This is a genomic window from Citrobacter sp. Cpo126, assembly GCF_030332445.1.
GTDB classification, from domain to species: domain Bacteria; phylum Pseudomonadota; class Gammaproteobacteria; order Enterobacterales; family Enterobacteriaceae; genus Citrobacter; species Citrobacter portucalensis.
The window spans coordinates 1-11,870 of the sequence record NZ_JAOWHT010000028.1; the positions used below are offsets into that span (position 1 = coordinate 1).

Here is an 11,870-nt window from a genome sequence, read left to right on the forward strand (position 1 = left end):
TGGAGGCGCATTATAGGGAGTTTCCTGCGGCCCGCAACCCTTAAATGACAGAAAAATGACTGACTGCTGCATTCCACAGCGAAACCCCGCCTTATACCCATTTACACACAGAGTTATCCACAAACCACACGATCGTTTCTACGATCCACTCGTTATATCAGCCTCCTTCAACAGAAAAAGAAGAGGTCAAAATCGAAATTTAAAAATTCGCGAGCGTTGCGCAAACGTTTTCGTTACAATGCCCCCGCAAAACAAGGATGCCCCGTAAGGGGCGTTAGCTGAGTTTTTAGCCAAGAATTCACCTAACGCTCTCTGTAATAGTCAAATCCAGGGGATTTACCATGCAACAACGTCGTCCAGTCCGCCGCGCTCTGCTCAGTGTTTCTGACAAGGCCGGTATCATCGAATTCGCTCAGGCACTTTCCGCACGTGGTGTGGAGCTGCTGTCTACAGGTGGCACTGCGCGCCTGTTAGCGGAGAAAGGTCTGCCAGTGACCGAAGTTTCCGATTACACCGGCTTCCCGGAAATGATGGATGGACGCGTGAAGACCCTGCATCCGAAAGTCCACGGCGGCATTCTTGGTCGTCGCGGTCAGGATGACGGAATTATGGAACAGCACGGTATCGCCCCTATCGATATGGTGGTTGTAAACCTGTATCCATTCGCCGAGACCGTCGCCCGTGAAGGCTGCTCGCTGGAAGATGCGGTAGAGAACATTGATATCGGCGGCCCGACCATGGTGCGTTCCGCTGCCAAGAACCATAAAGACGTAGCGATCGTTGTGAAGAGCAGCGACTACGACGCCATTATTAAAGAGATGGATGCCAACGAAGGCTCCCTGACTCTGGAAACCCGCTTTGACCTCGCGATTAAAGCCTTCGAACACACCGCCGCCTACGACAGCATGATTGCCAACTACTTCGGCAGCATGGTTCCGGCTTACCACGGTGAGAGCAAAGAGGCCGCCGGTCGTTTCCCGCGTACGCTGAACCTGAACTTCATTAAGAAGCAGGATATGCGCTACGGCGAGAACAGCCACCAGCAGGCTGCCTTCTATATAGAAGAGAATGTTAAAGAAGCGTCCGTTGCCACCGCGCAGCAGGTACAGGGCAAAGCGCTTTCCTACAACAACATCGCAGATACCGACGCGGCGCTGGAGTGCGTGAAAGAGTTCAGCGAGCCAGCCTGTGTGATCGTTAAGCACGCTAACCCGTGCGGCGTGGCGGTAAGTACCTCTATTCTCGACGCTTACGACCGCGCCTATAAAACCGACCCGACCTCCGCGTTCGGCGGCATCATCGCTTTCAACCGCGAACTGGATGCCGAAACCGCGCAGGCAATTATCTCCCGTCAGTTCGTGGAAGTGATCATCGCCCCGTCCGCAACCGAAGACGCACTGAAAATCACCGCCGCCAAACAGAACGTTCGCGTTCTGACCTGCGGTCAGTGGGCACAACGTGTACCGGGCCTGGACTTCAAACGCGTTAACGGCGGTTTGCTGGTTCAGGACAGGGATCTGGGGATGGTGAGCGAAGGCGAACTGCGCGTGGTGTCCAAACGTCAGCCGACCGAGCAAGAGCTGCGCGATGCGCTGTTCTGCTGGAAAGTCGCCAAGTTCGTGAAATCCAACGCCATTGTTTATGCCAAAGAGAACATGACTATCGGCATAGGCGCAGGCCAGATGAGCCGCGTGTACTCCGCAAAGATCGCCGGGATTAAAGCGGCTGACGAAGGTCTGGAAGTGAAAGGCTCCGCCATGGCCTCTGACGCCTTCTTCCCGTTCCGCGATGGTATTGATGCTGCCGCCGCCGTTGGCGTGAGCTGCGTTATCCAGCCTGGTGGTTCTATCCGTGATGACGAAGTCATTGCCGCTGCCGATGAACACGGTATCGCGATGATCTTTACCGACATGCGCCACTTCCGCCATTAATCCACGGAGCAGACGATGAAAATATTAGTGATTGGCAACGGCGGGCGCGAGCACGCCCTGGCCTGGAAAGCCGCACAGTCCCCGCTGGTTGATACCGTTTTTGTCGCACCGGGTAACGCCGGTACCGCACTGGAGCCCGCGTTGCAGAACGTGGCTATCGGCGTCACCGATATTCCAGCTCTGCTGAGCTTTGCCCAGAACGAGAAAATTGACCTGACCATCGTCGGCCCGGAAGCGCCGCTGGTGATTGGCGTGGTCGATGCGTTCCGCGCCGCTGGCCTGAAGATCTTCGGGCCAACCGAAGGTGCTGCGCAGCTGGAAGGCTCCAAAGCCTTCACCAAAGATTTCCTCGCCCGTCACCAGATCCCGACGGCGGAATATCAGAACTTCACTGAGATTGAGCCAGCGTTGGCCTATCTGCGTGAGAAAGGCGCGCCGATCGTCATCAAAGCTGACGGCCTGGCTGCTGGTAAAGGCGTTATCGTGGCGATGACGCTGGAGGAAGCAGAAGCCGCCGTTCATGACATGCTGGCAGGTAACGCTTTTGGCGATGCGGGCCACCGTATCGTGATCGAAGAGTTCCTCGACGGCGAAGAAGCGAGCTTTATCGTAATGGTCGACGGCGAGCACGTGCTGCCGATGGCCACCAGCCAGGACCACAAACGCGTAGGCAACGGCGACACTGGCCCGAATACCGGCGGTATGGGTGCTTACTCACCAGCGCCGGTGGTCACTGATGAAGTGCATCAGCGCACCATGGAACGCATTATTTGGCCAACCGTAAAAGGTATGGCGGCGGAAGGGAATACCTACATCGGTTTCCTGTACGCGGGTCTGATGATCGACAAACAGGGCAATCCGAAGGTTATCGAGTTCAACTGCCGTTTCGGCGACCCGGAAACCCAGCCGATCATGCTACGCATGAAATCGGACCTGGTGGAGCTTTGCCTGGCCGCCTGCGACGGCAAGCTGGATGAGAAAACCTCCGAGTGGGACGAACGCGCCTCGCTGGGTGTCGTCATTGCTGCCGGAGGTTATCCGGGCAACTACAACACCGGAGATGAGATCCACGGTCTGCCGCTGGAAGAAGTAGAAGACGGAAAAGTGTTCCATGCGGGCACCAAACTCGCTGACGATGACCGTGTGCTGACCAGCGGCGGTCGCGTGCTGTGCGCCACCGCCCTGGGTCATACTGTGGCTGAAGCGCAGAAACGCGCTTACGCCCTGATGACCGACATCCGCTGGGATGGCAGCTTCAGCCGTAACGACATCGGCTGGCGCGCCATTGAACGCGAGCAACGCTAACGCGAAATTTTCGCCAGCAGCGTTTTACGCGTAATGCCTAACTGACGGGCGGCTTCCGTTTTATTGCCGCCCGTTTTTTCCAGCGCCGCCAGAATCACCTCTTTTTCGACATCCACCAGCGGTTGGATCTCGCCACTGAATTCCGTTTTTATCGGCGTCGCGGCAATCGCCATCGGCAGCTCGCGTTCGGAAATATATTCTCCCGTCAGCAGTACCACCGAGCGCTCAATCGCATTTTCCAGCTCACGAATATTGCCCGGCCAGTCGTAGTGGATCAGCAGATCCATCGCCTGCGGAGTAAAGCCTTTCACCGCTTTACGGTTACGCGCGGCAAAACGCTGGAGAAAATGTTCGGCTAACAGCGGAATATCTTCCCGGCGCTGGCACAGCGCTGGCATTTCAATGGTGACGACGTTCAGGCGATAGTAGAGATCCTGACGAAAGCGCCCGGCACTGACTTCCTCGGCCAGATTACGATGCGTGGCGGCGATCAGCCGGACATCAACCGCAATAGTCTGGTTGCTGCCAACCCGCTGCACTTCGCGCTCCTGGATAGCCCGCAGCAGACGCACCTGCATCAGCGGTGAAATATCACCGATTTCATCAAGAAATAACGTGCCGCCATCGGCTTCCACAAAGCGACCTTCCCGCCGTTTATCCGCCCCGGTAAACGCGCCTTTTTCGTGGCCAAAAAGTTCGGACTCCAGCAGCGATTCATTAAGCGCCGCGCAGTTGAGCGTCACCAGCGGTTTATCGCGACGGGCGCTGCTGGCATGTAGCGCCCGGGCCACCAGCTCTTTCCCCGTGCCGGAGTCTCCGTGAATAAGCACCGTCGCATCCGAGGGCGCAACCATCGCGATTTCATTGAGCAACTGCTGCATCGCCGGACTGCTGCCAATCATGCCAAACTGCGCAGCCGACGCCGATGGCAGTTCAGCGCCCGTTTCCCGCGTATGCGCCAGCGCCTTTTCCAGCGTCTCCTGCAGACGGTCAAAATCCAGCGGCTTGATTAAGTAGTCCAGCGCCCCGGTTTTAAGCGCTCCAACGGCAGTCTCCACGCTGGAGAACGCCGTCATGATCAAGACTGGAATCGCCGGATTCAGCGCTTTAATCTCTTTCAGCGTTGCGATGCCGTCCATCTCCGCCATGCGTACATCACACAGCACTAAATCAAATACGCGTTCGCGCACCTGTTCCAGCGCCGCTCGCCCGCTATAGGCCAGCGCGACCTCATAACCCCAGCCGCGCAGCAGCGCCTGTAAAATGGTGCAGTGGCTGATATCGTCATCTACCACCAGAATATTGATTTTTCCGCGCGTCATCCTTGTTAATCCTGTTGTTTCGCTTTGGTCGGCAGCCAAAGGGTAAAGGTCGCGCCTTTGCCCTCAACGCTTGCCACCTGAATGGTGCCACCGTGCTGTTCGATAATGTTCTGCACTACCGCCAGCCCGAGGCCGGTTCCGTCAGCTTTGGTCGTAAAGTAAGGCGTAAAAATGGCCTCCAGCTGTTCCGCCGCAATCCCCTTCCCACTATCGGTAACCACAATTTTAACGCGTTCGCCGCTGCTTTCATTCGCTTCAACCGTGATCGTGCCCTGACGACCAATCGCATGAATGGCGTTCAGATACAGATTCAACAAAACCTGAGTCAGTCGGTCGGGATCGGCCTGGATAGCGGGCAGCGTAGAATTGGCCGAAAAGCGGAGCTGGATTTCCCGGCTTGCCGCATCCTGACTCACCAGGTGTAATGAGTGGGTGATAACCTCATTGAGATCCACCTTTTGCAGCGTCAGATGTGCAGGTTTCACCAGCTCCAGCAACTCGCTCACCACCCGATTTAAACGATCCGCCTCTTTCGCCATCACCTGTGCCAACTCGTGCGACTCGCCTCCTGCCGGGGTTCGCTCGGCAAAATACTTCGCTAACCCTTTGATCGATGAAAGCGGGTTACGAATTTCATGTGCCACCCCAGCCGCAAGATGACCGAGTGCTAACAGTTTTTCTTTACGCTTCATCGCATCCTGGAGTTCTTTGTACGAGCGCTGATAGCGCTGATACCAGAAGAACGTCAGCACGGTGGCCAGCAACACAGCCGCCAGCGCAGAGAGGACTATCAGTGTATTACGCCACTCCCTTGCCTGAGTCGCTGTCAAATCGCTGGCATCAAAGGCGATAAATATGGTTTGTGCTGGGGTGATAAGCTGCCCGTCATTACTGGCACAGCGCGCCATGCCGTGGCGTCCTGGACCATACATCGGCTGAAACTGGCGATAAATTTCCAGTGCTGGCGTTTTTTCACCATCCCTCGCTGGAATTTCAATATTCCGCCAGCTTTCTTGCTCCCCAGGACTAAGCTGTCGCAGGACATCCGATGAATAGAGCGTTTTGCCGACCATCGCGGAATTGCTGTGGGTAATAATGACACCATGCTCATCGACGACAGCAAACCATAGCACGCCAGGCTGTACAGCCATTTCCTCCAGTAGCGTCTGCTGCTGAGCATGATGCATGCGCATCCCCATGCCTACGCGCGTACCAGACTCCAGAGCGCGAATGAGCACGCTGCCTTTTTCCAGTAGCGTTTGCCGCGCGGCACCACTTTCCCGCCCATAGTCCCGAATGGTCATAATCGAAAACCAGCCGACCAAAACCAGGATTGCCGCCAGCAAGAGTCGGCTCAACCACTTTGCCACCGTATCCTTATAAAGACGCATACGCTCTCCCTTCACCCCGCTTGTTCCTTTCATCGTTGCAGGTATACAGCAGAAATCATGCCATTTTTTCCCCCTGATAACCCTGCCCTCAGACACAAACAGCTGAAAGTAACGGGTAAAAATGACTCGCTGACGCGTTCTGGCGAGTCATTTTTACTCGTTTCCCTGCAAAGACGGCGGGTACAACGCCCGCAGGACTGGGATTGCCGCTTTGGCACGGAAGATGCAAAAGGGAATGTAAGTAACCAACAGGAGAACGAACGATGAAACGGAACAACAAACTGGCACTGATTGCACTTTCTCTTATCGCACTTGGCTCCACCCCGGTACTGGCACAGAATCACTGGAGATATGGCGACGGAATGCAGCAACGGGGCGGTACGCCAATGACCGCTGAGCAGCAGGCTGCCGCACAGAAAATCTATGATGATTATTATTCCCAGACCAGCGCGTTGCGCCAACAGCTGACATCCAAACGTTATGAGTACAATGCACTATTAACGGCCAGCTCGCCGGACACGGCAAAAATTAACGCCGTTGCAAAAGAGATGGAAGCGTTGAATCAGTCTCTGGACGAGCAGCGCGTTAAACGTGATGTCGCAATGGCGCAGGCTGGCGTGCCACGTGGCGCGGGAATGGGCTACGGCGGATGCGGCGGTGGCGGTAACCATCGCGGCGGCGGTCATATGGGAATGGGCCACTGGTAAAAGACTTAATGCCTGATGACGATATACGGATCAGGCCTGCTGATTTCCTGTATTCAGGTTTTCAGAAAGTTTTGGCTGTAGGCTGCCAGTGACAAAAATCTTCATTGGCGACCAGCAGTAGCTGCGACCCTTCGGGCGCTTCCAGCCATGCCACACTCACCTCTACGGATGAATGTCTCTGGCGGCGCTCGATATGGTTTATCGCCCACGACTCCAGGTCTGGCTTCAGCGTTTCACCTTCACAGGTTGTGACCGTGTTATCCGCATGCCAACGTCCCTGACGCAATATCACCCGCCCCTGACGCAGCGCATCGCTGGTCTGGCGAATTTGATCGGCTCGATAGCGGTAAAGCGCGATTTGATCGCTGGAAAGCTGCTGCTTTTGCCCATCGACTTCACGCTGCATGAAGCTCAGTTCGCCCCGGTCATCGAAGCGTATACGGACATGTTCAGCCGGTTTACTGTAAACGTTGAGTTCTATCAGAGAGAGCGAATCACCCTGCCAGCGGTATTCACTGGTAGTGGTTTCGCCTTTACGCCACGGACTAAATACCGAGAGCAAGTGAACATCGTCACCGGAGTCTTTACGCCAAATGCGTACCGCCCCCTGATCGCCAACATAGCCGCTGGCCGTGAAAGGAGGAAGCTCAGAATGGCTACCGCAGGCAGACAGTAACAGAACACCTGAAAGCCAAAGCGTATGACGCCAGATGGACAAAAGGGGCGAAACCGCCCCTTCGTTAAAACTGTTCACTGCCACGCGAATTACTTAACCGCGTCTTTCAGTGCTTTACCAGAAACAAATGCCGGTACGTTAGCTGCGGCGATTTTGATTTCTTTACCGGTCTGCGGGTTGCGGCCAGTGCGCTCAGCACGGTGGTTCACTTTGAAGGTACCGAAACCAACCAGTTGTACAGCATCGCCTTCTTTCAGAGACTCAGTAATAGCAGCCAGAGTGGATTCCAGAGCAGCTTTAGCCTGTGTTTTAGACAGTTCTGCTTTGTCTGCAATTACATCAATCAGTTGAGTCTTGTTCATAAGTTATCCTTACAATGTGTTTATCGCTTGCTAAGCATCGAGTGCGACGGAAATGCCAGAAAAGCACTCTCCTGCATACACGCACCGATAGCCACTTTTTTTCGCCCCCCAAATGTAGACCAGACCGGGGGCGGATGGGAAGCCTTCAGGCACGACAAATCAGGCGTTAAATCACGTTTTGTGGTGTCATTGCTGAAAATTTATACCAATATTGCTCTCGCCAGCCTCGCGCAGGTCTGCACGCAGCCCTTTTATCAGCTCAATATCGCGTTCTTCACAGTCGGCTAAAAGTCGGAAAATTTCCCACTGAATATCCCATTCTTGCTCAACGGCAGGGTTATCTTTGAGCTCTTCATCGGTCATTTCACGACCAGCCTGAGTCATTTCCAGCATCGCAACCGTCGTAATCGAAGCCTTACTCACTTCGATTGCATGCTCCAGCGTTTCACCGCTAAGACGCGAATGCATCAGCTCGCTTAATGCTACACAGGCATCAATCGCCGGATAAACACCGTACAGATCGTAATCGTCTGCAGAAGGAATGGCCTCTTCAAATTTTTCCAGCTGGCTGTCGAAATTGATTTTCGCGTCTTTAACCGTCAGCGCTTCCCAAATCAGATCCAGAATTCGGCGGTAAATCTGTCCATCGCCAAATTCAGTTTGCTTGCAGAACATGGCGTAGTTTGGGTACATGCGTTCGCACAGACAGGCCATAAACGTGACGTGCTGCCAGCTTTCCAGCTTCTCCAGACGCAGGTGAATCGGATTTTGTAACATGATGAGTTCTCAAATACGGAAATTAGCCGCAGTTTACCCGATATAGGGCGTTTTTGCTGCAAGCCGAGTAAAAGCCGGGCGTTCGGATGCCACCGCATCTGCCCAGCGTGTTGGTTCCGGCAAACGATAGCCGTTCATACAGCGTTGAACCCACGCCAGTGCGCTGTCCATACTCACGCGGTGACCCGTAGAAATAAACAACGGGTTACAGCGCGATTTGCTGCGCCAGACCCATGCCAGTTGTTCGCCTTTATCCAGCAACGGCGCTAGCGCACCAGGTTCAGCAGCGAGCGGTTCAAACTTGCCGCACAGCCGCTTTTTCGCCACGCCGATCGTCGGGACATCCACCAGCAGACCAAAATGGCTGGCCACGCCCAGACGACGCGGGTGAGAAATGCCATGCCCGTCAACGAACAGCAGATCTGGCTTGTGCGAGAGCAGTTGCCAGGCGGCCATCAGCGCAGGAGTTTCACGAAAGGAGAGAAAACCGGGAATGTAGGGCATGGTGGTGGCGATACGCGCCACCTTGTATTCGACCAGTTCAAGCGTGGGATACTTCAGTAAGACCATCGCGGCTCGCGTCACTTCGCCACCCTGCTCAAACCCAACGTCCGCCCCGCCGATCAGATCCGGCGGATCGTTCTTCAGACGATCCTCGCGGATCACTGAAGAAGCCAGTTCAAGCTGCTGCGCGCGTAATGACGCGAGATCCATGATAACTCCTTAGCGGTGGTACTGTTCGGACAACCGATGTACCGCCTCCACAAAGACACCCGCATGTTCTGGCGGGACGTCCTGATGAATGCCGTGGCCCAGGTTAAAGACATGCCCTTCACCCTGACCGAATCCGGCCAGAATTGTCGCCACTTCTTCTTCGATGCGGGCTGGCGGCGCATACAGCATGGACGGATCCATATTGCCCTGGAGCGCCACTTTATGACCTACACGACGACGCGCATCGGCAATGTCAGTGGTCCAGTCGAGACCTAACGCATCACAGCCGGTTTCCGCCATCGCTTCCAGCCACTGACCACCGCCTTTGGTAAACAGCGTCACCGGTACGCGACGACCTTCGTTCTCGCGCAGCAGGCCATCAACGATTTTGTGCATGTAGTACAAAGAGAACTGCTGATAGTCGCGACCGGTCAGCACGCCACCCCAGGTGTCGAAAATCATCACCGACTGCGCGCCCGCTTTGATCTGCGCGTTCAGGTACAGCGTGACGCTCTTCGCCAGCTTATCAAGCAGCAGATGCAGAACTTTAGGGTCGGCGTACATCATCTTTTTAATCACGGTGAAGGCTTTGCTGCTGCCGCCTTCAACCATGTAGGTCGCCAGCGTCCACGGGCTACCGGAGAAGCCGATCAGCGGCACTTCGCCTTTCAGTTCACGGCGGATAGTGCGCACCGCGTTCATCACGTACCCCAGCCCATCTTCCGGGTCCGGGATCGGCAGTTTGTCGACATCAGCCTTGCTGGTAATCGGAGAGGTGAAGCGTGGGCCTTCTCCTGCTTCAAAATACAGCCCGAGTCCCATCGCATCCGGGATCGTCAGGATATCCGAGAAGAGGATCGCGGCATCAAGTTTATAGCGACGCAGCGGCTGCAGCGTGACTTCGCAGGCCAGCTCGGCATTTTTGCACAGCGCCATAAAATCGCCCGCTTCGGCACGGGTAGCTTTGTATTCCGGTAAATAGCGGCCTGCCTGGCGCATCATCCATACCGGAGTGACATCAACGGGCTGGCGCAGCAGCGCACGCAGATAACGATCGTTCTTCAGTTCGGTCATTTTTGCAGTTCCTTATTGCGTCAGTCCATCAGTGTATCACCACTCGCTCTTTACTCGTACTCAGCCCGACACATTGCCACAGTGTCTTCAATCAATCGACGCGCGACAGTACCCGGCGGGGGTAAGAGCGGTAAGTCGTCATAGCGATACCAGTTCGCTTCCAGCAGCTCTTTCGGATCGATGACGATTTCGCCGCTATCATACTCCGCCATAAATGCGGTCATCAAAGACTGCGGGAACGGCCATGGCTGAGAAGTGACATAGCGCAGGTTTTTCACCTTGATGCCGCTTTCTTCCATGACTTCACGCGCCACCGCCTGTTCTAAGGTCTCACCTACTTCGACAAAACCCGCCAGTACGGTATGCACGCCGTTACGATGGCGAACATGTTGGGCAAGCAGGATGGAATCATCTCGGCGAATAGCGACGATTATGCACGGGGCAATTTGTGGGTAATAACGTTCACGGCAGTGGCTACAGAGCATCGCCCACTCTGTTTTACTCGGGTGCATGGGATGGCCGCAGTAGCCGCAGAATTTATGCGAGCGATAGAACTCCGCCAGCTGTACGCCGCGTCCGGCCAGTTGAAACAAGCCAACATCCTGGTCAATGACCTGGCGCACCGACCCCATATCGTGTCGACGCTGCTGCTGCACCAGCCAGACAGTCTCCCCTTCCCACTCGCCTATTGGCAGCGCGCGCTGACCAATCAGATCAAAACGGGCTGCGTCGCCATAAGGTAGCTCGCCATGAGGTAACCATAACTTTTGCTCATGACTGACGATCCACCAGCCGCTATCTAATTTTTCAATTATACGATCCATATCTCTTGCGCAACCTTTGCTTCACAGGCATGTTGTTTACATTATTTTTACATTTACGGGTGAGCAGTTCCTAAACACCATCTTGCGGAGTCAATCATGCTAAACCAGCTGGAAAGCCTGACGGAGCACGTCGGAGGAAGTAATAAACTGGTTGATCGCTGGCTACATGTACGTAAGCACCTGCTCGTGGCTTACTACAATCTGGTTGGCATTAAGCCTGGCAAAGAATCGTACATGCGACTCAATGAAAAGGCGCTGGATGATTTTTGTCAGAGCCTGGTCGATTACCTCTCCACCGGACACTTCAGTATTTATGAACGTATTCTCCATAAATTGGAAGGGAACGGGCAGCTTTTAAAAGCCACAAAAATTTGGCCGCTGCTGGAAGCCAATACGCAGCTGATCATGGACTACTATGACTCCAGCCTGGAAACGGCGATTGATCATGATAACTTCCTTGAATTTCAACAGGTTTTATCGGATCTCGGCGAGGCACTGGAAGCCCGATTCGTGCTGGAAGATAAGCTGATCATGCTGGTATTTGACGCGATGCACGAGAGTAGCACTCTCAAACGTCATGCTTGAGATTTGCGGCATTAACGCGTAGTTTACATTCATTACCTCTTTACTGAGGTTACTTCTTGTCGGAGTGCTTATTTTCCACAGCAGCATGAGTGGAAAAGGCTGAGACCGTTAATTCGGGATCCGCGGAACCTGATCAGGTTAAAACCTGCGAAGGGAACAAGAGTCAATCTACAATAGCATCGCCCCCGGGCGAGCTTCTCTC

The 11,870-nt window shown here is 54.7% G+C and carries 13 protein-coding genes and 1 riboswitch; of the genes, 5 read left to right on the forward strand and 8 right to left on the reverse strand.

The genetic code is table 11. The annotated features are described in order from the left end of the window. Positions 1–341 precede the first annotated feature (341 nt). A complete protein-coding gene (purH, locus tag OGY17_RS06645; RefSeq protein ID WP_008787105.1) occupies positions 342–1,931 on the forward strand; it encodes a bifunctional phosphoribosylaminoimidazolecarboxamide formyltransferase/IMP cyclohydrolase in 1,590 nt (529 codons plus the stop codon). A gap of 15 nt (positions 1,932–1,946) precedes the next feature. Next, on the forward strand, positions 1,947–3,236 hold the full coding sequence (gene purD / locus OGY17_RS06650) for a phosphoribosylamine--glycine ligase (RefSeq protein WP_008787106.1): 1,290 nt from the start codon (positions 1,947–1,949) through the stop codon (positions 3,234–3,236). Here the strand turns inward: purD and zraR are convergent. Then, on the reverse strand, positions 3,233–4,558 hold the full coding sequence (gene zraR, locus OGY17_RS06655) for a sigma-54-dependent response regulator transcription factor ZraR (RefSeq protein WP_008787107.1): 1,326 nt from the start codon (positions 4,556–4,558) through the stop codon (positions 3,233–3,235). The genes purD and zraR overlap by 4 nt on opposite strands. A gap of 5 nt (positions 4,559–4,563) precedes the next feature. Next, on the reverse strand, positions 4,564–5,949 hold the full coding sequence (gene zraS, locus OGY17_RS06660) for a two-component system sensor histidine kinase ZraS (RefSeq protein WP_020996081.1): 1,386 nt from the start codon (positions 5,947–5,949) through the stop codon (positions 4,564–4,566). Between the two features lie 57 nt (positions 5,950–6,006). On the opposite strand from zraS, the gene OGY17_RS06665 reads away from it, so the two are divergent. After that, on the forward strand, positions 6,007–6,216 hold the full coding sequence (locus tag OGY17_RS06665; protein ID WP_008787108.1) for a hypothetical protein: 210 nt from the start codon (positions 6,007–6,009) through the stop codon (positions 6,214–6,216). Next, positions 6,213–6,656 (forward strand): zinc resistance sensor/chaperone ZraP, encoded by a 444-nt coding sequence (gene zraP, locus OGY17_RS06670; RefSeq protein WP_008787110.1) that lies wholly within the window; start codon positions 6,213–6,215, stop codon positions 6,654–6,656. Before OGY17_RS06665 ends, zraP begins: the two co-directional genes overlap by 4 nt. Before the next feature lie 61 nt (positions 6,657–6,717). Here the strand turns inward: zraP and OGY17_RS06675 are convergent, their stop codons facing one another. From OGY17_RS06675 to nudC, 6 genes are all read right to left on the reverse strand, one after another. Beyond that, positions 6,718–7,410, reverse strand: a complete 693-nt coding sequence (locus OGY17_RS06675) for a DUF1481 domain-containing protein (protein ID WP_032945667.1) — start codon at positions 7,408–7,410, stop codon at positions 6,718–6,720. Positions 7,411–7,421: 11 nt separating this feature from the next. After that, positions 7,422–7,694: a nucleoid-associated protein HU-alpha gene (gene hupA, locus OGY17_RS06680; RefSeq protein WP_001044509.1), complete on the reverse strand. Its 273-nt coding sequence runs from the start codon at positions 7,692–7,694 to the stop codon at positions 7,422–7,424. A 186-nt stretch (positions 7,695–7,880) separates the two neighbouring features. Further along, complete coding sequence (locus OGY17_RS06685; RefSeq protein WP_008787112.1) at positions 7,881–8,471, reverse strand: YjaG family protein; 591 nt, start codon at positions 8,469–8,471, stop codon at positions 7,881–7,883. 33 nt (positions 8,472–8,504) lie between these two features. Continuing rightward, positions 8,505–9,185, reverse strand: a complete 681-nt coding sequence (nfi, locus tag OGY17_RS06690) for a deoxyribonuclease V (protein ID WP_286606719.1) — start codon at positions 9,183–9,185, stop codon at positions 8,505–8,507. A 9-nt stretch (positions 9,186–9,194) separates the two neighbouring features. Then, positions 9,195–10,259 carry a uroporphyrinogen decarboxylase gene (hemE, locus tag OGY17_RS06695; protein ID WP_008787114.1) on the reverse strand — a complete coding sequence of 355 codons (1,065 nt, stop codon included), beginning with the start codon at positions 10,257–10,259 and terminating at the stop codon, positions 9,195–9,197. A gap of 50 nt (positions 10,260–10,309) precedes the next feature. Beyond that, positions 10,310–11,083, reverse strand: coding sequence for an NAD(+) diphosphatase (nudC, locus tag OGY17_RS06700; RefSeq protein ID WP_003033074.1), 774 nt, complete (start codon positions 11,081–11,083; stop codon positions 10,310–10,312). A 96-nt stretch (positions 11,084–11,179) separates the two neighbouring features. Between nudC and OGY17_RS06705 the strand changes: the two genes are divergently transcribed. Beyond that, positions 11,180–11,668 carry an Rsd/AlgQ family anti-sigma factor gene (locus tag OGY17_RS06705; protein WP_003826892.1) on the forward strand — a complete coding sequence of 163 codons (489 nt, stop codon included), beginning with the start codon at positions 11,180–11,182 and terminating at the stop codon, positions 11,666–11,668. Between the two features lie 50 nt (positions 11,669–11,718). Then, positions 11,719–11,841: riboswitch (TPP riboswitch) on the forward strand. The last annotated feature ends 29 nt before the right edge of the window (positions 11,842–11,870 follow it).